This window comes from Micromonospora sp. NPDC050417, assembly GCF_044458865.1.
Classification (GTDB): Bacteria; Actinomycetota; Actinomycetes; order Mycobacteriales; family Micromonosporaceae; genus Micromonospora_G.
The window spans coordinates 116,241-138,040 of the sequence record NZ_JBITIH010000011.1; the positions used below are offsets into that span (position 1 = coordinate 116,241).

Genomic DNA, 21,800 nt, shown 5'->3' on the forward strand with positions numbered 1-21,800 from the left:
TGTGTGCCTAAGCGGGCGCATTGTCCGCACACCCCGCCACCCCCCCGCCCCGCCCGATCTGGTTTTACGCAGGGGCCCATTTTAACCTCTATGTCTTATTTTGGGGCCCCTCCTTACACCCCAACCACGTGTCGCGAGTGGATGATCATTTGGCTGGGCGGATGGCGGGTACGGGCGGATATGGTGAGGTCATGGACGCATCCCCGATCAGTCGTGTGACCACGTTCGCCAGCCTCTTCAACTTCCGCGACGTCGGTGGTTACACCGGACTCGACGGGCACACGGTGCGCTGGCGCCGGCTCTACCGGTCGGACTCACTGCACCGGATCGAAGAGGTCGACCAGGCGGTCTTCGTCGAGCTGGGCATCCGGACCGTGGTCGACCTGCGCCGCCCGCACGAGGTGACCCGGGACGGCCGGGTGCCGGCGTACGACGGGCTGACCTACCTGCACATCCATCCCGAGCACCGGGAGTGGGACGAGGTCCCGTACGAGGAGGAACTCGGGGTCGCACGGTACCTCGCGAACCGCTACCGGGATCTGGCCGAGACCGGCGCCGCCGGCATCGCCCGTGCCGTCGGCACGATCGCGGACGCGGACGCGGCACCGGTGGTGGTGCACTGCGTCGCCGGGAAGGACCGGACCGGGGTCGTCTGCGCCCTGACCCTGTCACTGCTCGGGGTGAGCGACGCCGACATCGCCGCCGACTACGCGTTGAGCACCGAGGCGTCCGAACGGTTCCGCGCCTGGATCAGCACCCACCTGCCGACGGCGGCACCGCTGCCCCAGCCTTTCTACTCGTCACCGGCCGAGGCGATGATGCTTTTCCTGACCGAACTACGGCAGGAACACGGCTCGACCGAGGACTACCTTCTGTCCGCCGGGCTGACCCGGACCCAGATCGCCGACCTCCGCACTCACCTGCTCGACTGACTCACGGCGCACAGATCGAGAGGCCGAGATCCGGTGGGATCTCGGCCCCTCAATCAACGAACAGGCGGGCGACGGACGGGGTCAGCTCACCCGGTGCACCCAGTTGTGGGTGTCGTCGGCCCGACCCCGCTGGAGGTCGACCAGACGCTGACGCAGCCCGCTGGTGATCTCTCCGGGGTTGCCGTCGGCGATGGTGAACTCCCCGTCCGGAAAGCGCACCCCGCCGATCGGAGTGATCACCGCGGCGGTGCCGCAGGCGAAGACCTCACGCAGTTTTCCGCTGGCCGCGTCGGCCTGCCAGTCGGCGAAGCTGACCGGGCGCTCGACCACGGTCCGCCCCTCCTCGCGAGCCAGGGTCAGCACCGAGTCCCGGGTGATGCCAGGCAGTATGGTGCCGGTCAGCGGCGGCGTGACCAGGGTGCCGTCGTCGTAGACGAAGAAGATGTTCATCCCACCGAGTTCGTCGACGTACGTGCGCTCGACGGCGTCGAGGAAGACGACCTGGTCGCAGTCGTGTTCGATCGCCTCCGCCTGGGCCACCAGCGATGAGGCATAGTTGCCGCCGCACTTCGCCGCGCCGGTGCCGCCCGGAGCGGCCCGGGTGTAGTTCGGTGAGACCCAGACGTTGACCGGCTTGACCCCACCGGTGAAGTAGGACCCGACCGGGGACGCGATCACCACGAAGAGGTATTCGTTTGCCGGTCGCACGCCGAGGAAGACCTCGCTGGCGAACATGAACGGGCGTAGGTAGAGAGTGCCGTCGTCGGCCGTCGGGATCCACTCCCGGTCGGCCTCGATCAGATGGTGCAGCGCGTCGATGAAGACCTGCGGAGGCAGCGCGGGCATCGCCATCCGGCGGGCCGACTCGATGAACCGCTCGGCGTTGGCCTCGGGCCGGAACAGGGTCACCCCTCCGTCGGCCGCGTGGTACGCCTTGAGTCCCTCGAAGATCTCCTGTGCGTAGTGCAGCGCCGCGGTCGCCGGGTCCATCGGGATCGGGCCCCGTGCCTCCACCCGGGCGTCGTACCAGCCCTTGCCCTCGGCGTAGCGGATCGTGACCATGTGGTCGGTGAAGACCCGACCGAATCCAGGGTTTGCCATCAGCGCGGCCCGCTCGGCGGCGGATACCGGGCGAGGATTCGGACGGATCTCGAAATCGAGCTTGTCACCACCGCTCATCGCGCTGACCTCCATGGGGTTCGGCACGCGGACAGGGGCGCGCCAGGGGGAAACGACTTGAAGAAAACTTACCCCGAACGCTCGTTCAACGGGAGTCTCCGGTCGGCTCGTCGACCGGCACGGCTCCGCGACGATCACGTACGGCAACGCCAGCGCCCACCCCCGAGGGGTGGGCGCCGACCAGGATAGAGCAGATCGGGAGTCGGTCCGTGGATCAGCCGGCCGCGTGGGCGGCAAGCCGGTCGCCAACTTCGGCGGTACGCAGCGCCGCGCCCGGGGTACGGGCGGCGAGTTCGGCCGCGACCGCCCCGGTTACTCGCTTCGCCGCGTCGGTGTGGCCGAGGTGGTCGAGGAGCAGGGCGGCGGAGAGCACCGCGGCGGCCGGGTCGGCCACGTCCTGACCGGCGATGTCCGGTGCCGAGCCGTGTACCGGTTCGAACATGGAGGGGTAGGCCCGCTCCGGGTTGATGCTGCCGCTGGCGGCGAGTCCGATGCCGCCGCTGACCGCCGCCGCGATGTCGGTGAGGATGTCGCCGAAGAGGTTGTCGGTGACCACCACGTCATACCGCTGCGGCTGGGTGACCAGGAACATCGCCGCCGCGTCCACGTGCTGGTACTCGGTCTCGACGTCCGGGTGTTCGGCGGCGACCGCCTGGAACGCACGGGCCCAGAGCGAGCCGGCGTGGGTGAGCACGTTGGTCTTGTGCACCAGGGTGACCTTGCGCCGCTCCCGCCGCTCGGCGCGGGCGAACGCGTCCCGGATCACCCGTTCCACGCCGTGCCGGGTGTTCAGACTCTCCTCGGTCGCGACCTCCGCCGGAGTGCCCCGGTGCAGCGATCCGCCGGCACCGGCGTAGAGGCCCTCGGTCCCCTCACGGACCACCACCAGGTCGATCTCGCCCGGCTTGACCGTGGCCAGCGGGCTCGTGGTGCCCGGCCAGAGCCGGGACGGGCGCAGGTTGACGTACTGGTCGAAGTCGAAGCGCAGGCGCAGCAGCAGGCCACGTTCGAGCACGCCCGGCGGCACGGTGGGGTCGCCGACGGCACCGAGCAGGATGGCGTCGTGTCCGGCGAGTTCGGCCTGGACGGAGTCCGGCAGCACCTCGCCGGTCCGGTGGTAGCGCGCGGCGCCAAGGTCGTACTCCGTGGCCTCGACACCGGGGAGCACCGCGTCGATGACCTTCCGGGCCTGCGCCACCACCTCCGGCCCGATACCGTCACCGGCCACTACCGCGATCCGTGCCACCGACACGTTGAACCCCTTTTGTCTCTCACGCCGTCTCTAGGAAACGTTAAGGCCCTGTCTCGTTTTACGGTACGCCGGTCCTAGAGTCTGGGAAACGGGAATGCTCAGGACACTCTCAGGCGATACCCATGAGACGGCCATCTTCGCTGCTTATGGTGCTTCCGGTGGCCCGAACGGCCGGCCCGCGACGGGCCTACCGGCACCGGCACAGAGGGGGCGGAAGATGCCGATCAGTGAGCGCAGCCGAACCGATCGTCACCGGTGGGCGCAGGACCGTACCGCCCCACCCGACCTTCGGCTCGGCGGTGGCCCGAGCCCCGGCCTTCCCGGCCGACCCGGCCCCGGACTTGCCACCACCCGCGCCGACCTGGTCGTCGCCCGGCACACCGTACGCACCTCCATCGCCGAATACTCCCTGGTGGTCAACGGGCCGGCCGAGTGGGGCCGGCGTGGCCTCGGCGAGGCGATCCGAGACGCGGTGGCGGAACTACGGGCGATCGACCTCACCTACAGTCCGGCCCGACCGGAGAGCCTCGTCTCCCGGCTGCGCCGTGGCGAGATAGCGGCCGACGCGTACCCACCCCTGGCCGACCTGGTGCAACGGTGCGCGGCGATGCGGGCAGCCACCGACGGCTGGTTCGACGCCTGGGCCGTACCGGGCGGGTTCGACCCCGGCGGCCTACTCAAGGGCTGGGCGGTCGAACGCGCCGCGGCCCGGCTGCGCGCCGCCGGCAGCGCGGACTACGCCGTACTCAGTGGCGGTGACCTGGTGGTGCAGGGACGCGCACCGCACGGCGGGCCGTGGCGGATCGCGGTACACCAGCGAGCGGCCGTACCGCGGCCGAACGAGGGGCGTTATCCGATCAACCGGACCCACCCGGGCGGCACCCCGCACGCCCCGCTGACCCTGGAGCTGACCAGCGGCGCGATCGGCAGCTCCGGCGTGGCCGGCCGGGTCGACCACGTGGTCGACCCGCACACCGGAGAGCCGGCCCGTCAACTCGCCGCCACCACGGTCCTCGGACCCGACCTCTCCGTCGCGGACGCCTACGCCACCGCGCTCTACGCCGCCGGTCCGGCCGGGCTGGACTGGTTCCCCACGTCGAACGGCTACCGCGCCCTGATGGCCCTGCCCCGTCCGGCCCGCGCCTCGGTCTGACCGCACCACCGCGCCGCGAACATCCTCGCTGCCGCGCAACGGTGCATGCGAGACGGCCCCCACGTTCTCGGCAACGATCGTGGGGGCCGGCCAGCGACGAGTACGCGTGGCTCGCGTACACGGGGTGTGCCGGTTACCCGGTTGGTCGACGCGCGCTCATCACCCGAAGACGAGTCCACGCCTGGGAACTCACCGGGTATCCAGTATGGAACCTAGCCAATCGACGCAACTCGCCGCAAGGCCGTGTGCACGACGCGTCGTCTGAGGATATTCACCGCGAGTCGCGCGGGGTACGCACGAACGGGTGAACGTCGGATGGCACCCTGTACCACCGTGAGTTTCGATCTGGTTGTGTGGGCCCTGGAGCACGGGGCCTCGTCAGCGGAGGTGCGGGCGGCCCATGCGAGGTGCCGTCAGGGCCAGCACGCCCGGGGTGCACCACAGCCACGGGTGGCGGCCTTCTACCGGGCGGTCATCGCGCGCCACCCGGACGGGGTCGCCGCACCCGCCTCGCCCTGGGAGGTGGTTCCGCTGCACATCGCGGCGGACCATGTCGAGATGAGACTGAGTCCCAGCTGCGACGACGAGGTACTGCTACTGATCGAACGGCTCGCCGGCGAGCACGGCCTGCTGCTGTTCGACCCCCAGGACGGCTCGGTCTACCCACCGCCGAGAACGGTGGTCCGCTGACCCGCCGGGGCTCGGCTACCGGCCGAGCCCCGGCGGGCTTATCAGCCTCCCCACCCGGCAACTACTCTTCGCGCAGGTCGGCGGCGCTGGCCGCGACCGCGCCGATCGAATCGGCCGCCGAGCCGAGCAGCTCCGCGTCGAGCGCCGAGTCCACGGTCAACGTCATCAGCGCCTCCCCACCGGCCTCCCGCCGCGCCACCTGCATCGCGGCGATGTTCACCCCGGCCGTGCCGAGGATCGAACCGACCAGGCCCACCACACCGGGCCGGTCCGCGTACCGGAAGAAGAGCAGGATGCCCTCCGCGCCCAACTCCAGGTCGAAGCCGTCGACCTCGGTGAGCCGGAACACGTCCCGGGTGCCGGTGCTCGTCACCGTGCCCGAGACACTGACCGAACGGCCGTCGGGCAGCGCCCCGGCCAGGGTCACCAGGTTCGGGTGGTCGATCGTCTCGGTGTGCGTGGTCAGCGCGACCTCGACCCCGCGCGCGGCGGCGAGATGCGGCGCGTTGACGTACGTCACCTGCTCCTCCACCACCGAGGCGAACAGCCCCTTGGTCGCGGCGAGCTTCAACACCGACACCTCGTGGGCGACGATCTCGCCGCGTACCTCGACGGTCACGCTGGCGGCGACTCCACCCGCCACCGCCGTGAAGACCCGGCCGAGCTTCTCGGCCAACGGCAACAACGGCCGTACGTCCTCCGCCACCACCCCACCGGCCTGCACGTTCACCGCGTCCGGTACGAACTCGCCCTGCAACGCCAGCTTGACGCTGCGCGCCACCGCGAGGCCCGCCTTGTCCTGCGCCTCCACCGTGGAGGCACCCAGGTGCGGGGTGGCGACCACGTTGTCGAAGGCGAACAGCGGCGACGCGGTGCACGGCTCCTTGCCGTAGACGTCGATGCCGGCACCGGCGACCCGCCCCTCGGCGATCGCGTCGGCCAACGCCTGCTCGTCGACGAGCCCGCCCCGGGCCGCGTTGACGATCCGGACACCGGGCTTCACCATCGCCAACTCCTTCTCACCGATCAGGCCCACCGTCTCCGGTGTCTTCGGCAGATGGATGGAGATGAAGTCGCTCTCCCGCAACAGCTCCTCCAACCCGACCAGGCGGACCCCGAGCTGGGCCGCCCGCGCCGGTTGGATGTACGGGTCGTACGCGACCAGCTTCGTGCCGAAGGCCGCCATCCGGGCGGCGAACAGAACCCCGATCCGACCGAGTCCGACCACCCCGACGGTCTTGCCCTGGACCTCCACACCGGTGTACCTGGACCGTTTCCACTCCCCCGCCTTCAGCGCGGCACTCGCGCTGGCGGTGTTGCGGGCGACCGCCAGCAGCAACGCGATCGCCTGCTCGGCGGCGGAGACGATGTTCGAGGTCGGTGCGTTCACCACCATCACGCCCCGGGCGGTGGCGGCGGGCACCTCCACGTTGTCCAGTCCGACGCCGGCGCGGGCGACCACCCGCAGCCGGGGCGCGGCGGCGACCGCCTCCTGGTCGATCACGGTGGCGCTGCGCACGATCACCGCGTTCGCCTCGGCGAGGGCGGTGAGCAGGGCGGGACGGTCGGTGCCGTCGACGTGGCGTACGTCGAAGTCGTGCGCGAGCACGTCGACGGCGGCCGGGGCGAGTTCCTCTGCGATCAGTACGACAGGCTTCATGCGTCCTCTTGACGTCGTCCGGGGCGACGGCGGTGGCGAGCAGGACGCCGCTCTGCGCCCGGCGCCGCGCCATCGATGGTCGTACGGTGCGATGGTCGTACGGTGCGGATAGTCGTACGGTGCGGATGCATCGACTAACCGCGATCGTAGGCGCCACACAGGCAGCGGACCAGGAAACGACACAGCGCCCCCGGTGGTGGATTCCCACCACGACGGAGGCGCCGTGAACGCGTCGTACGGACGTCAGCCGGTCAGACCGACCAGAGGTCAGGCCGTCTCGGTGAGCGGGCGGTCGACCCAGCTCATCATGCCGCGCAGCTTCTTGCCGGTCTCCTCGATCGGGTGCGCCGCACCCTCGGCCCGCCACTTGGTGAAGTTGGGGCGACCGGCGTCGTCCTCGGCGATCCACTCGCGGGCGAACTCCCCGGACTGGACCTCGGCCAGGATCTTGCGCATCTCGTCCTTGACCCGGCTGTCGATGACGCGCGGGCCACGCGAGTAGTCGCCGTACTCGGCGGTGTCGGAGACGCTGTAGCGCATCCGGGCGATGCCGCCCTCGTACATCAGGTCGACGATCAACTTCAGCTCGTGCAGGCACTCGAAGTAGGCGATCTCCGGGGCGTAGCCCGCCTCGGTGAGCACCTCGAAACCGGTCTGCACCAGCGCCGAGGCGCCGCCGCAGAGGACCGCCTGCTCGCCGAAGAGGTCGGTCTCGGTCTCCTCCTTGAAGGTGGTCCGGATCGCGCCCGCGCGGGTGCCACCGATGCCCTTGGCGTACGCGAGGGCGAGCGCGAGGGCAGTGCCGCTGGCGTCCTGCTCGACCGCGACCAGCACCGGCACACCCTTGCCGTCGACGTACTGGCGGCGGACCAGGTGACCCGGGCCCTTCGGCGCGACCATCGCCACGTCGACGTTCGCCGGCGGGGTGATGAAGCCGTACCGGATGTTCAGGCCGTGGCCGAAGAAGAGCGCCTTGCCCTCGGTGAGGTTCGGCTCGATCGCCTCGGCGTAGAGCGAGCGCTGGGCGGTGTCCGGCGCGAGCACCATGATCACGTCAGCCTCGGCGGACGCCTGGGCCGGGGTCAGCACACGCAGGCCCTGCTCCTCGGCCTTGACCCGGCTCTTGGAGCCCTCCGGCAGACCGATCACCACGTCGACGCCCGAGTCGCGCAGCGACAGCGCGTGCGCGTGGCCCTGGCTGCCGTACCCCAGGACCGCGACCTTCTTGGCCTGGATCAGGCCCAGGTCGGCGTCGTCGTCGTAGAAAATCTCGATGCTCATAACTTCCCTTTCATGCGGCGCCCGATGGCCGGGCCACCGGTCCTAAGCGGCACGCAGGGCCGAGCCTGTGGTGATCGAACGCGAGCCGCGCCCGATGGCCACCAGTCCGGACTGCACCATTTCCTTGATTCCGAAGGGCTCCAGATCACGCAGCAGCGCATCCAGTTTGTCCGGGGTGCCGGTCGCCTCGATGGTGAGGGTGTCCGGCGCGACGTCGACGACCCGGGCCCGGAACAGGTTCACCGTCTCCAGCACCTGGGCCCGGGCGGCCCGGTCGGCCCGCACCTTCACCAGCACCAGTTCGCGGGCGACCGAGACGGACGCGTCCAGCTCGACGATCTTCAACACGTTGACCAGCTTGTTGAGCTGCTTGGTGACCTGCTCCAGGGGTGAGGAGTCGGCGTTGACCACGATCGTGATCCGGGAGACGTCCGGGTTCTCGGTCTCCCCGACCGCGAGCGAGTCGATGTTGAAGCCACGGCGGGAGAAGAGCCCACCGACCCGGGCGAGCACGCCGGGCTTGTTCTCCACCAGCACGGAGAGCGTGTGCATGGTCATGTCGTACTCCGCCTCACAGGTCGTCGCGTCACAGGTCGTCGCGTCACAGGTCGTCGTCCTCGAAAGCCGGGCGGACGTCCCGGGCGAACATGATCTCGTCGTTGCTGGTGCCGGCGGCGACCATCGGCCAGACCATGGCGTCCTTGCCGACCACGAAGTCGATGACAACGGGGGCGTCGTTGATCGCCATCGCCGCTTCGATGGTCTTGTCCACGTCGGCGGCGGTCTCGCAGCGCAGGCCGACACAGCCGAGTGCCTCGGCGAGCTTCACGAAGTCCGGAATCCGGTGCTTGTGCGTGCCGAGCTCGGTGTTGGAGTAACGCTCACCGTAGAAGAGCGTCTGCCACTGCCGGACCATGCCCAGGTTGCCGTTGTTGATCAGAGCAACCTTGATCGGGATGCCCTCCAGGGCACAGGTGGCCAACTCCTGGTTGGTCATCTGGAAGCAGCCGTCGCCGTCCACCGCCCAGACCACGGTCTCCGGCCGACCGACCTTGGCACCCATCGCCGCCGGCACCGCGTAACCCATCGTGCCCAGCCCGCCGGAGTTGAGCCAGGTGTTCGGCTTCTCGTACGAGATGAACTGCGACGCCCACATCTGGTGCTGGCCGACGCCCGCCACGTAGATCGCGTCCGGACCGACCAGCTCACCCAGCCGCTTGATCACGTACTGCGGGGCGAGCGTGCCGTCGGTCGGCTCGTCGTACCCGAGCGGGTAGCGCTCACGCAGGTCGTTGAGCTGCTCCCACCACTCGGTCCGGTCGCCGGGAACCGACCGCCCACCGGCACCGGCGGGACGCTCCCCACCGGCCCGCACCGCGTCGATCAGCTCGTCGATCACGTGCCGCGCGTCACCGACGATCGGCACGTCGGCGGCCCGGTTCTTGCCGATCTCGGCCGGGTCGATGTCGGCGTGCACGATCGCCGCGCCGGGGGCGAAGGAATCCAACTGGCCGGTCACCCGGTCGTCGAACCTGGCCCCGAGCGCCACGATCAGGTCCGCCTTCTGAAGGCCGTACACGGCGGCGACGGTGCCGTGCATGCCGGGCATGCCGAGGTGCTGCGGGTGCGAGTCGGGGAAGGCGCCCCGGGCCATCAGCGTGGTGACCACCGGGATGCCGGTCAACTCGGCCAGTCGCAGCAGCCCCTCGGTGGCACCTGCCTTGAGCACACCGCCACCGACGTAGAGCACCGGTCGACGGGAGGTCGCGATCAGCCGCGCCGCCTCGCGGATCTGCTTGCCGTGCGGGTGCAGGGTCGGGCGGTATCCGGGCAGGTCGAGCGTGGGCGGCCAGGAGAAGGTGGTCTGCGCCTGGAGCACGTCCTTGGGGATGTCGACCAGAACCGGGCCAGGGCGGCCGGTCGACGCGAGGTGGAACGCCTCGGCCAGCACCCGCGGGATCTCCTCCGCCGTCTGGACCAGGAAGTTGTGCTTGGTGATCGGAAGCGTGATGCCCTGGATGTCGGCTTCCTGGAACGCGTCCGTACCGATCGACGGCCGGGCCACCTGGCCGGTGATCGCGACCACCGGCACCGAGTCCATGTAGGCGTCGGCGATCGGGGTGACCAGGTTGGTGGCCCCCGGGCCGGACGTCGCGATACAGACCCCGACCTTGCCGGTGGCCTGCGCGTATCCGGTCGCCGCGTGGCCGGCGCCCTGCTCGTGACGGACCAGGATGTGCCGCACGGACGAATCGTAGAGCGGGTCGTACGCGGGCAGGATGGCGCCACCGGGGATGCCGAACGCGACGTCGACGCCGAGCGCCTCCAGCGACTTGACCAACGACCCCGCGCCACTGACCGGCGTCGGGCTCACGACCCGCGCGGGACCCGGCACCCCGCCGGGCAGTGGCGCGACGGCGGTGTCACCGGACTCGTCGGCCGGGCGGGCCCGACGGGTCGCCTGGCCGGCCGCGCCACCCTCGATACCCCCGGTACGGGCGCGGCGGGCGAGCTGCTCAGCGGGGTCGGTTACCACCTCGGCGCTCTGCCGACTTCGACGCGCGGTGTGGGCGAGTGTCTCTGGCGTGGGTCTCGTCATAGCGATTCAGGCCTTTAACTCAGATCGGTGTTGTCTGCGTGGTGCGTTGCGGGGGAAGCCCGCCCGATGAGGGGATCCGCTCGCCCGACGTCCGCTCGGCCGGGCTGGTCACCCGTACGCGAGGCTTGGCACCCGGGCCGAGGTGGAAGGACCCGCCTCGTTGACTGGGAGATGGCCAATAAAAACGGCCCTCGTGCAGATGCACGGGGCCAGCGCACTCTCTGACTCGAGAGTGCGCTCAGGTAAGTACTCGAAACGACCTGGTCGACGACATGGGGTCAAGCCTGACGCATCTCACGCGATGAGTCAACTGATCCCAGATTCTGGGCAGGTCGGTTTCGTGGCGCGGGCACCGCACGCGCTCCGGGCGAGGTCGCGGCATCGAGCATCGCCTCCAGATGCTCGGCCGGAACCCCCCAGCCGAAGAGCTGTCCCTGTCCGAACCGGCAGCCGGCCTCGACCACCGCTGCCAGCTCCAACGGGTTCGTCACCCCCTCCGCGATCACCTCCAACCCGAGTTGGTGACCGAGCCGCATCACCACGTCGACCATCGGCGCGAAGACCCGGCGCTCACCGCTCTCCCGGGCCCGGATCGGCTCCTGCTCGGCAACCAGACTGTGGTCGATCTTCAGAATGTCGATCGGCAGCTTCCGTAGCTGTCCGAGGGAGGAGTAACCCGCCCCGAAGTCGTCCAGGGCGATCCGTACGCCGGTGGCGCGCAACGCGGCCAGCCGGCGAATCAGCTCGTCCAGGTCGGTCGCGACCGCGTGTTCGGTCACCTCCAGCACCAGCCGCTGCGGCGGCACCCGGTGCGCCCGCAGCGCCTCGGCGACCTGCACCACATATTCCGGGGCGTGCAGCTCCTTCGGCGACACGTTCACCGAGACCCAGACGTCGTGCCCGTCCGCCAGCCAGATCGACAACTGGTGACACGCCTGGTGCAGCACCCACGCGCCGAGCTGCGCGATCATGCCGCACTCCTCGGCCAACGGGATGAACTCGTCCGGCCGGACACTGCCCAGCTTCGGGTGGTGCCAGCGGAGCAGCGCCTCGGCCCCGACCGGACGTACCGACGGCACCGCCACCACCGGTTGGAAGGCGAGGTGCAGCTCGTCGCGCTCGATCGCGCCGCGCATCTCGTGTTCCAACGTGGTCCGGCGGCGCAGCAGGTGGTCGTAGGCGACGTCGTAGCGCTCGACCCGGTTCTTCCCCCGCTGCTTGGCGTAGCGCAGCGCCAGGTCGGCGTTGCGCAGCAGCGTCTCCACCTCGGGTGCGCTCGCCTGCCCGGCCACCCCGATGCTCACCGAGAGAAAGATCCGCCCGACCGGTTGGTCGTAGGGGCGGCCGAGGATGCCGAGCAGCCGCTCGGCCACCCGCTGCGCCTCCGGCGGCCGGGCCCACATCAGCACCGCGAACTCGTCGCCGCCGAGCCGGGCGGCCACGTCCCCGGGCCGCAGGTTCAGCCGCAGCCGCTGCGCCACCTCGGCCAGCACCGCGTCCCCGACGTCATGACCGTGCAGGTCGTTGACGTTCTTGAAACCATCAAGATCGAGACCAAGGAGTACGCACGGCGCGCCCGACCCGGACTCCTGCTGCAACGCGCGGAGCAGTCCACGCCGGTTCGCCAATCCGGTCAACGGGTCGGTGTGCGCCAGCTCCCGGAAGTGCGCCTCGCGCTCGGCCAACCGGCCCGCGTACGCCCGGACGTCCCGCAGGGCGAGAGACTGCCGGGCGACCAGCGCGAACCCCTCCACGCTGCCACAGACGATGCCGAGCATGGTGAAGTCGCCCATCCGGAGCAGGTGGTAGACGGCCGACACGGCCATCGCGAGCATCGGCAGGAAGGCGTAGCCGCTGCCCCGCCGGATGATGTCGGCGTCCACCTCACCGACCGGGTCAGGCGAGCGGAGGCCGGCGAAGAGCAACAGGAAGCCGACCGAGAGCAGAACCGCACCGGTCAGCGCCACCCCCGGACCGGCCTGGCAGATGCCGGCCGCCAGACCGAGGCCGGCCACCGCGACCAGGATCACCCCGGCGGCGATCGACAACAGTTCCCGGCGCGGCCAGGGAGCCCGTACGCCGACCACGAAGACCAACCCGACCGCCCCGGCCGCGACCACCGTGGCAAGCAGGATCGCCGGACAGCCCCTCGGGGTCGCGTCGCCGAGCAGCCGGGTCGGCTCGGCCAGCAGCACCCAGCCGACGAACCAGAGCGCCGCCCCGATCACCACCCCGTCCAGGATCAGGCGAAGCGTGGCCGACCTGCTCTGAGTGGCGCCCGGCAGCCGCAACACCCCCGCGCAGAGCACCAGGCTGCTGACCGAGATCCCGATCGCGACCACGGTGGCGAGCGGCATCCGCTGCGGCTGGTGGTGGACCCAGTGCGGAGCCATGCTGAGGATGCCGACCAGGCCGGCGATCGCGCTGATCGTGGCCAGGGCGGCTCCGCCAGCGATGATCAGGTGGGCCTGACGTCGGATACCGGTCCGTCGAAGCCCTGAGAAGATCAGCACCGACGTACCGGCCACCGCCGCGAGCCCACCCATCACCGCGACGACCGTCGCGACCGAGGGGAGTTGCACGCATCCACTGTGCCGGATACCGGCCGTCCCGTGGGGTACGGGGGGCTCCTAGTTTGACCGGGAAAGACAAGTCGGGCAGGTGTCGACCCCACATTCGCCACGACGAATCGGGCGGGAGTGATCAGGCGGGACGTAAGGGGCGCCGATTGTCGCCGTTTCCCGCGTTCTGGACGCGCGATGCGGCGCCCCGGCCCGTTCCGCGCCGACGGTGTAACACTGGTGCAATGCCTGACCTGCGGTCGAAGACCTCCACACACGGCCGGACGATGGCCGGGGCGCGTGCGCTCTGGCGGGCCACCGGAATGACCGACGACGACTTCGGCAAGCCGATCGTGGCCATCGCCAACAGCTTCACCCAGTTCGTACCCGGTCACGTCCACCTCAAGGACCTCGGCGGCCTGGTCGCCGACGCGGTGGCCGAGGCCGGCGGGGTAGGCCGGGAGTTCAACACGATCGCGGTGGACGACGGCATCGCCATGGGCCACGGCGGCATGCTCTACTCCCTGCCCAGCCGCGAGCTGATCGCCGACGCGGTCGAGTACATGGTCAACGCGCACTGCGCGGACGCGCTGGTCTGCATCTCCAACTGCGACAAGATCACCCCCGGGATGCTGCTCGCCGCGCTCCGGCTCAACATCCCCACCGTCTTCGTCTCCGGCGGCCCGATGGAGGCCGGCAAGACGGTGGCGATCGAGGGGATCGTGCACGACAAGATCGACCTGATCGACGCGATGATCGCCGCATCGAACGACGCGGTCACCGACGACCAACTCGGCGCGATCGAGCGCTCCGCCTGCCCGACCTGCGGCTCCTGCTCCGGCATGTTCACCGCCAACTCGATGAACTGCCTCACCGAGGCGATCGGGCTGGCCCTGCCGGGCAACGGCTCGGTCCTGGCCACCCACGCCGCGCGCAAGGCGCTGTTCGAGGAGGCCGGCCGGACCATCGTCGAGATCTCCAAGCGGTGGTACGACGGCGACGACGACTCGGTCCTGCCCCGCTCGATCGCCAGCCGGGCCGCGTTCGACAACGCGGTCGCCCTGGACGTGGCGATGGGCGGCTCCACCAACACCGTGCTGCACCTGCTCGCCGCCGCCCGCGAGGCGGAACTCGACTTCACCGTCGCCGACATCGACGCCATCTCCCGCCGGGTGCCCTGCCTGGCGAAGGTGGCCCCGAACTCGCCGAAGTACCACATGGAGGACGTGCACCGGGCCGGTGGCATCCCGGCCATCCTCGGCGAACTCGACCGGGCCGGCCTACTCAACCGGAACGTGCACTCGGTGCACTCCCCCAACCTCGACCAGTGGCTCGCCGACTGGGACATCCGGGGCGGCAGCCCCACCCCCGAGGCGGTCGAACTGTTCCACGCCGCCCCCGGCGGGGTCCGCACCACCGAGGCGTTCTCCACCACCAACCGGTGGGCGACCCTGGACACCGACGCGGCCAACGGCTGCCTGCGGGACCGGGAGCACGCCTACACCGTCGACGGCGGGCTCGCCATCCTGCACGGCAACCTGGCCCCGGAAGGCGCCGTGGTGAAGACCGCCGGTGTCCCGGCCGACCGGCTCAGCTTCCGTGGACCCGCCAAGGTCTACGAATCGCAGGACGACGCGGTCACCGCGATCCTCGCCAAGGAGATCGTCGCCGGGGACGTTGTGGTGATCCGCTACGAGGGCCCCAAGGGCGGCCCCGGCATGCAGGAAATGCTCTACCCCACCTCGTTCCTCAAGGGACGCGGCCTCGGCCGGGACTGCGCGCTGATCACCGACGGCCGGTTCTCCGGCGGCACCTCCGGCCTCTCCATCGGGCACATCTCGCCCGAGGCGGCCGGCGGCGGCCTGATCGCACTGGTCGAGCCGGGCGACGAGATCGTCATCGACATCCCGACCCGGTCGATCGAACTGAACGTGCCGGCCGAGGTGCTCGACGCCCGCCGGGTCGCCCAGGAGAAGCGCGACAAGCCGTACACGCCCGTCGACCGCCAGCGCCCCGTGTCGGCGGCACTGCGCGCGTACGCCTCGATGGCCACCTCCGCCAGCGACGGCGCCTACCGCCGCGTCCCGGAGTAAGGAAGGGCCCCTTGTTATCGCTTTTTGTATAGGAAGGGCCCCTTCCTAACCGCCCGCCGGGGGGTTCCCTCGTCGTCGGGGTAGACGCATGGCTACCACGTCGTTTCCCTGAAAATATGATCGGATGGAGCTGAAGCCACACCGTCCGTCGGACGGCGTCTACCCGGCCACGAGCGACTATGCGCACGCGATGGAGGTGCGTGGCGCGGAGCGTCTGCTCTTCGTCGCGGGCACCATGGGTCTGCACCCGGACGGGACGCCGGGCAGCACCCTTGCCGAACAGCTCGAACTCATCTGGTCGAACATCCGGGCCATCCTCGCCTCGGCCGACATGACCGTCGACAACATCGTGAGACTGACGAGTTATTTGACGGATGCCTCCTACGCCGAAGCCAACGCCGAAGCCCGCGTCGCCGCTCTCGGCGGCCGGGTCGTGCCCACCACGGCAATCGTCGTCCAGACGCTGGTGAACGCCTGGTTGGTGGAGATTGAGGTGATCGCGGCGGCGTGACGGTCAGCGGCGACGCAATGATGGTCGCGGCGTACGCAGTCGTCGCCGCCCCGGGCGGGCCAGATCGACTCGGTCCAGGACGACGACGTCCCGCCCACCGAGCCGACCCGGCCCGCCCGTCACAGCGGCGGGCAGTGCGACGACCACACCCGGCCTGGACAGTTCCCCGGCGGGGAGTCGCGTCCTGAGCAGACCGTGCGGATTTGCCGGACCGCCGGTTGATTCGCTTCCTCTTCAGGCGCCGGGTCGGTCGTTGACGCAACGGAGGACAGGCCCGGCCCCGAGCGCGGCGACGTCGAGCGGGCCCGCCGACGTGACGGTGAACGTCACCGACTCGCCCGGCAGGAGGGTGACCAGGGCGTCGCCCACCTCGGCGGTGGGGTCGAGGCGGTCGGCAGCGAGCACCAGGTCCCGCAGGATGGTCCGGGCGGTCACCCGTACCCGGGCCACGTATCCCGAGGCGGCCCGCTCCGACTCGACCACCGTGTCGTAACGGGCTGTCGGGTACGGGATGTCGCGGTCCTCGGCGAAGAACCAGAACGCACGCTCGCCCGTACCGGTCGCCTCGGCGAGCAGCAGCTCGTGGCGGGGCTGGTCGGCGACGGCGACGTCGGCCGGGAGCGGTACGGTCGCCGCCGAGTGCGGTGCCACGTCCACCTCGACCGTCGTCTTCCCGACCGGTTCGCCGCCGAGCGTGAGCCGGGTGACGGTGACCGAGGTACGCCACCCGTCCGGCCCGTCGTTCACCGCGACCACGTTCAACCCGTCGTCGGCCGGCTGTACGGTCAGCAGCCGGTCGGCGTACGCCCGGCGCAGCGCGTACCACAGGGGTTTGCGCCGCCCGTCGCCGTCGACGGCGGCCCACGAGGTGACCGGCCAGCAGTCGTTGAGCTGCCAGACGATGGTGCCCATGCAGATCGGGCGCAGGGCGCGGAAGTGTTCCACCCCGAGCGCGATCGCCCGCGCCTGGTTGAGCTGGGTCAGGTAGTGCCAGTCGTCGAAGTCGACCGGCGCCGGCAGGTGGGCGTCGAGTCCCCGCTGAAGCTTCTCGTCCCCACCGGTGGCCTTCTGGTGGTGCGCCATGCCGGGCGAGTCGTGGGCCAGCGGTTCGTCGCTCAGTGCCCGGCGCAGCGTCGAGAACGCCGGTGGTGCCTGGAAGCCGAACTCGGCGACGAAGCGCGGCTTGTAGTCGCGGTAGTGGGTGTAGTCGACCTGGTTCCACACGTCCCAGATGTGCATGCTGCCGTGGGCCGGGTCGTTCGGGTGGATGTCGGGTCGCCCGGACCACGGGCTGCCCGGCCAGTACGGGCGGGTCGGGTCCAGTTCGGCCACGATCGAGGGGAGCAGCTCGAAGTAGTAGCCGGCGCCCCAGGTGCTGTCCCCGAGTTCCTCCTGCCAGCCCCAGTCGTGCCAGCCCCAGATGTTCTCGTTGTTGCCGGTCCAGAGCACCAGGCTCGGGTGGCTGGCGAGGCGGATCACCTGCTCCCGGGCCTCGGCGGCCACCTCGGTGGCGAACGGCTCCTCCTCCGGGTACGCCGCACAGGCGAACGGGAAGTCCTGCTGCACCAGCAGGCCCATCTCGTCGGCGAGGTCGTAGAAGTCCTCGGTCTCGTACAGCCCGCCGCCCCAGACCCGGAGCAGGTTGACGTTCGCCTCGACGGCCTGGCTGAACCGGGTGGCGAGCCGGTCGCGGGTGACCCGGGTGACAAAGACGTCGTCCGGGATCCAGTTCACGCCCCGGACCACGATCGGCGTCCCGTTGACCACGACGGTGAACGCGGAACCGTGCTCGTCGGCGCTGGTGTCGAGTTGGAGCGAGCGGAACCCGATCCGGCGCTGCCAGGTGTCGAGCAACCGGCCGGTGCCGTCGCCGTCGCCAGTGCTGTCGCCGTCGTGCAGGGTCACGTCGAGCGGGTAACGGGGCTGTCCGCCGTACCCGCGCGGCCACCAGAGTTCCGGGTCTGGCACGGTCAGCCGCAACACCGCCACCGTCTCCTCGGCGGGGATGACCGTCTCGGCCCGCACCCCGGCGACGGCGGCGGCGACGGTCAGCGGCGCGTCGGTGGCGCGCTCGACCTCGACCCGTACCTCGACCCGGCCGGTCCGGTCATCGACGGTGACCAGCGGTCGGACCTCGGCCAACCGGGCGACCGACCAGGTCTGCAACTCGACCGGCTGCCAGATGCCGGCGGTGACCAGTGTCGGGCCCCAGTCCCAGCCGAAGTTGCAGGCCATCTTCCGGATGAAGGCAAACGGCTCCGGGTACGCGTTGGGCCGGTTGCCGAGCCGCTCACGCTGCTCCTCCGCGTAGCGGTACGGGGAGTCGAACCGGACCCGCAGCGTGTTCTCCCCCGGGACCAGCGCGGACCGTACGTCGAACCGGTAGCCGCGGTGCATGTTCGCGGTGCGCCCGAGTTCGGTGCCGTTGAGGGTGACGGTCGCGACGGTGTCGAGCCCGGCACACGCGAGGTCGACCCGGTCGGCCGTCTCGTCGTCCCAGTCGAATGTGGTCTCGTAGACCCAGTCGGTACGCCCGATCCACGCCAGCGTCAGTTCGTTCGCGTCGAGGTACGGGTCGGGGATCAGCCCCGCGTCGAGCAGGTCGGTGTGCACGCACCCTGGCACCGTGGCCGGTACCGCCCGCTCGGGCAGTTCCCCGGGCACTCCCGGTCCTGGCAACGCTTGCAGCGACCAGCCCTGGTGCAGGCTCCGGCGGGCGGTCACGACCGCACCCCCTGGCTCACGTGGCTCCACGGAGCACTGCGGCGAAACCCTCCCATGTTCATCCTCCACCTACGGGAACGCCCCCTGACATCGAGGAACGCTGACTGAACCGGATAAGTGAAGCCACCGTACGGGCGGCCCACATTCATGTCAATGGCGGGTCAGAGACGCTCGCATACGCAAGTCCTCGGTCTACCTGAGCCCGCTGGGCGAGGCGTGGAATCGGTCCATCTCGCCGTTAACAGCACCTATTCCCGCCCTACGACGCCTCCGCCACGAAGGACCGACAGCACCCTGGTCGTTATGCTTAACCGGAAAAGCTCATCGCCGCCTCAGCTCCGTACGCCTCGGACCGGGGCACGGCGGCACGGCGTACCGGGCTCGCCGGACCGCCCCCGATCCGGCACCATGACGACCGCAGCCCCGGAACGTTTCCGGCCGAACCAATGAGGAGCGCCGGTGAAACGGCCCACGATCGCGGACATCGCCCGCCAGGCCGGAGTCTCCAAGGGTGCCGTCTCATACGCCCTCAACGGCCAGCCGGGCGTCTCGGAAAGCACCCGGCAACGCATCCTCGCGATCGCACGCGAGATCGGCTTCAACCCCAACAGCGCCGCCCGCGCCCTGAGCGGCGCGACCGCCAACGCCGTCGGGCTGGCACTGTGCCGACCTGCCCGCACCCTCGGTGTCGAACCGTTCTTCATGGAGCTGATCAGCGGCGTCGAGGCCGAACTCTCCGCCCGGTCGTACGCGCTCACCCTTCAGATCGTCGCCGACCCCCAGACCGAGATCGGCGTCTACCGGCGCTGGTGGGGCGAGCGCCGGATTGACGGCGTCTTCCTCTGCGACCTGCGTGTCGACGACGAACGGGTGCCCGCGCTCGAAGAAATGAGCCTGCCCACCGTCGTGATCGGCGGCCCTGGACACACCGGCCGCCTGGCCAGCGTCTGGGCCGACGACGAGACGCCCCTGGTGGAGACGGTGGAATACCTGGTCGCACTCGGCCACCGCCGGATCACCCGGATCGGCGGCCTGCCCGGACTGCTGCACACCGAGATCCGTACGGAGGCGTTCACCGAGGTCTGCCGACGACTCGGACTGGACCAGACCCGTACGGTGCCCTCGGACTACACCGGCGAGGAGGGCGCCCGGGTCACCCGCCGGCTGCTCAGCTCCGCCGAACGACCGACGGCACTGGTCTACGACAACGACGTGATGGCGATCGCCGGGCTGGCGGTGGCGCAGGAGATGGGGCTCTCCGTCCCGGCCGATCTCTCCATCGTGGCCTGGGACGACTCCCCGCTCTGCCAGCTCGTGCACCCGTCCCTCACCGCGCTCAGCCGGGACATTCCGGCGTACGGCGCCCACGCCGCCCGCCAGCTCCTCGCCGCCATCGCCGGCAACCCCGTCACCAGCTTGCAGGACGAGACCGCCCACCTCACCCCCCGAGGCAGCACCGCCCCACCCCCCGCCCCGTTCTAGGGCATATCCGGACGATCGGTGATCCACCCACGCGGACCGCCCTAGATCCACGAGAGGAGAGGGGTGGCGTGGGGTGTGACGGGGAGCGGGGCGGCTACGATCAGGGCGGTTAAGGCGACTGGCGCGGCGAGGTGGAAGAAACCACCGGGGAGCGACCGAGATCGTGCACCGCGCGCCTGGGTGCACATCAGCCGGGACCGTCTGAACCGGCTCAGGCCGGACAGAGGGCCCCGGTGCGAGCCTTGCCCTTCCGCGCCCCGCAGTCGGGCAAGCGCCGATCAGCCAGGAGGACGCTCATGCACGTACCGCCCATTCCCACCCTGACCGCCGCCGACCCGCAGTTGGCCGCCCTGATCGAGTCCGAGGCCAAGCGCCAGCACGACAAGCTGCGCATGATCGCCTCGGAGAACTACGTCTCCACCGCCGTGCTTGAGGCCAGCGGCACGGTGCTGACCAACAAGTACTCCGAGGGTTACGCCGGCAAGCGTTACTACGAGGGTCAGCAGTTCATCGACCCGATCGAGACCCTCGCCATCGAGCGGGCCCGCGCGCTCTTCGGCGTCGACCACGCCAACGTCCAGCCGTACTCCGGCTCCCCCGCGAACCTCGCGGTCTACCTGGCTTTCCTCTCCCCCGGCGACAAGGTGATGGGGATGGCCCTGCCGATGGGCGGGCACCTGACCCACGGCTGGTCCGTCTCGGCCACCGGCAAGTGGTTCACCCCGGTCCGCTACCAGGTCTCCCGGGAGACCGGTCGGATCGACCTCGACGAGGTGCGCGACCTCGCGCTGCGTGAGCGCCCCAAGGTGATCTTCTGCGGCGGCACGGCGGTCCCCCGGACCATCGACTTCCCCGGCTTCGCCGAGATCGCCCGGGAGGTCGGCGCGATCCTGGTCGCCGACATCGCGCACATCGCCGGCCTGGTCGCCGGTGGGGCGCACCCGTCGCCGGTGGGTCACGCCGACGTCATCACCACCACCACCCACAAGACCCTGCGTGGACCGCGTGGCGCCATGATCATGACGACCGCCGAGTACGCGAGCGCGATCGACAAGGCGGTCTTCCCCGGCCTCCAGGGCGGCCCGCACAACCACACCACCGCAAGCATCGCGGTCGCCCTCAAGGAGGCGTCGACCGAGGACTTCCGGCGGTACGCCCACCAGGTCGTGGCGAACGCCCAGGCGCTCGCCGCCGCCATGGTCGAGCGGGGCTTCGAACTCAGCTCTGGCGGCACCGACAACCACCTGATCCTGGCCGACCTGACCAGCAAGGGCATCGCCGGCAAGCCGGCCGCCCAGGCGCTGGACCGGGCCGGCATCGAACTGAACTACAACACCGTGCCGTACGACACCCGCAAGCCGTTCGACCCGTCCGGCATCCGGCTCGGCGCGGCGGCACTCACCACCCGGGGCCTGACGGAGCAGCAGATGCCGCAGGTGGCGGCCTGGATGGACGAGGCGGTCACCGCCGCGGTCAAGGACGACGAGGCCACCCTCGACCGGATCGCGGGCGAGGTGTCCGACCTCCTCGCCACCTACCCCATGCCCGGATACGCCTCCGCCTGACGTTGGTGTAAGGAGGGGCGCCGGGGGGGGGGGGGGGGGGGGGAAGGGGGCCCCCCCGGCCCCACCCCCCCCCCCCAGGCCCGCCCCCCCCCCCCCCCGCGCCCCGGCGGCCCCCCCC

At 70.4% G+C, this 21,800-nt stretch carries 15 protein-coding genes and 1 riboswitch; of the genes, 7 read left to right on the plus strand and 8 right to left on the minus strand.

The features are described from left to right. The first annotated feature begins 191 nt into the window (after positions 1–191). Complete coding sequence (locus tag ACIBF5_RS16430) at positions 192–932, plus strand: tyrosine-protein phosphatase (RefSeq protein WP_396812317.1); 741 nt, start codon at positions 192–194, stop codon at positions 930–932. 81 nt (positions 933–1,013) lie between these two features. Here the strand turns inward: ACIBF5_RS16430 and ACIBF5_RS16435 are convergent, their stop codons facing one another. Continuing rightward, positions 1,014–2,111, minus strand: coding sequence for a branched-chain amino acid aminotransferase (locus ACIBF5_RS16435; RefSeq protein ID WP_396812482.1), 1,098 nt, complete (start codon positions 2,109–2,111; stop codon positions 1,014–1,016). A gap of 214 nt (positions 2,112–2,325) precedes the next feature. Continuing rightward, the gene (locus tag ACIBF5_RS16440) at positions 2,326–3,357 is read right to left on the minus strand and encodes a 3-isopropylmalate dehydrogenase (protein WP_396812484.1); all 1,032 of its coding nucleotides are present in this window, start codon (positions 3,355–3,357) and stop codon (positions 2,326–2,328) included. 223 nt (positions 3,358–3,580) lie between these two features. Here ACIBF5_RS16440 and ACIBF5_RS16445 point away from each other — a divergent pair, with 223 nt between their 5' ends. Further along, on the plus strand, positions 3,581–4,516 hold the full coding sequence (locus ACIBF5_RS16445) for an FAD:protein FMN transferase (RefSeq protein ID WP_396812319.1): 936 nt from the start codon (positions 3,581–3,583) through the stop codon (positions 4,514–4,516). Positions 4,517–4,849: 333 nt separating this feature from the next. Further along, the gene (locus tag ACIBF5_RS16450) at positions 4,850–5,206 is read left to right on the plus strand and encodes a hypothetical protein (protein ID WP_396812321.1); all 357 of its coding nucleotides are present in this window, start codon (positions 4,850–4,852) and stop codon (positions 5,204–5,206) included. A gap of 61 nt (positions 5,207–5,267) precedes the next feature. Here ACIBF5_RS16450 and serA read toward each other — a convergent pair whose 3' ends face one another. The 5 genes from serA to ACIBF5_RS16475 all read right to left on the minus strand — a co-directional run bounded on the left by serA (position 5,268) and on the right by ACIBF5_RS16475 (position 13,328). Next, positions 5,268–6,866, minus strand: a complete 1,599-nt coding sequence (gene serA / locus ACIBF5_RS16455; protein ID WP_396812323.1) for a phosphoglycerate dehydrogenase — start codon at positions 6,864–6,866, stop codon at positions 5,268–5,270. Between the two features lie 267 nt (positions 6,867–7,133). Beyond that, positions 7,134–8,147 (minus strand): ketol-acid reductoisomerase, encoded by a 1,014-nt coding sequence (ilvC, locus tag ACIBF5_RS16460; protein WP_396812325.1) that lies wholly within the window; start codon positions 8,145–8,147, stop codon positions 7,134–7,136. 42 nt (positions 8,148–8,189) lie between these two features. Next, on the minus strand, positions 8,190–8,705 hold the full coding sequence (ilvN, locus tag ACIBF5_RS16465) for an acetolactate synthase small subunit (protein WP_396812326.1): 516 nt from the start codon (positions 8,703–8,705) through the stop codon (positions 8,190–8,192). Between the two features lie 43 nt (positions 8,706–8,748). Beyond that, positions 8,749–10,746, minus strand: a complete 1,998-nt coding sequence (locus ACIBF5_RS16470) for an acetolactate synthase large subunit (RefSeq protein WP_396812328.1) — start codon at positions 10,744–10,746, stop codon at positions 8,749–8,751. 278 nt (positions 10,747–11,024) lie between these two features. Continuing rightward, complete coding sequence (locus tag ACIBF5_RS16475) at positions 11,025–13,328, minus strand: putative bifunctional diguanylate cyclase/phosphodiesterase (RefSeq protein ID WP_396812330.1); 2,304 nt, start codon at positions 13,326–13,328, stop codon at positions 11,025–11,027. A gap of 224 nt (positions 13,329–13,552) precedes the next feature. Between ACIBF5_RS16475 and ilvD the strand changes: the two genes are divergently transcribed. Together ilvD and ACIBF5_RS16485 are read left to right on the plus strand one after the other, a co-directional pair. Then, entirely contained in the window at positions 13,553–15,400 is a 1,848-nt protein-coding gene (ilvD, locus tag ACIBF5_RS16480; RefSeq protein ID WP_396812332.1) for a dihydroxy-acid dehydratase, read from the plus strand. Positions 15,401–15,524: 124 nt separating this feature from the next. After that, complete coding sequence (locus ACIBF5_RS16485) at positions 15,525–15,911, plus strand: RidA family protein (protein WP_396812334.1); 387 nt, start codon at positions 15,525–15,527, stop codon at positions 15,909–15,911. 234 nt (positions 15,912–16,145) lie between these two features. Here ACIBF5_RS16485 and ACIBF5_RS16490 read toward each other — a convergent pair whose 3' ends face one another. After that, a complete protein-coding gene (locus ACIBF5_RS16490; protein WP_396812336.1) occupies positions 16,146–18,635 on the minus strand; it encodes a glycoside hydrolase family 2 protein in 2,490 nt (829 codons plus the stop codon). A gap of 459 nt (positions 18,636–19,094) precedes the next feature. Here ACIBF5_RS16490 and ACIBF5_RS16495 point away from each other — a divergent pair, with 459 nt between their 5' ends. Beyond that, positions 19,095–20,117: a LacI family DNA-binding transcriptional regulator gene (locus ACIBF5_RS16495; RefSeq protein ID WP_396812338.1), complete on the plus strand. Its 1,023-nt coding sequence runs from the start codon at positions 19,095–19,097 to the stop codon at positions 20,115–20,117. Between the two features lie 104 nt (positions 20,118–20,221). After that, positions 20,222–20,306: riboswitch (ZMP/ZTP riboswitch) on the plus strand. Between the two features lie 107 nt (positions 20,307–20,413). After that, the gene (glyA, locus tag ACIBF5_RS16500; RefSeq protein ID WP_396812340.1) at positions 20,414–21,682 is read left to right on the plus strand and encodes a serine hydroxymethyltransferase; all 1,269 of its coding nucleotides are present in this window, start codon (positions 20,414–20,416) and stop codon (positions 21,680–21,682) included. Positions 21,683–21,800: the final 118 nt, after the last annotated feature.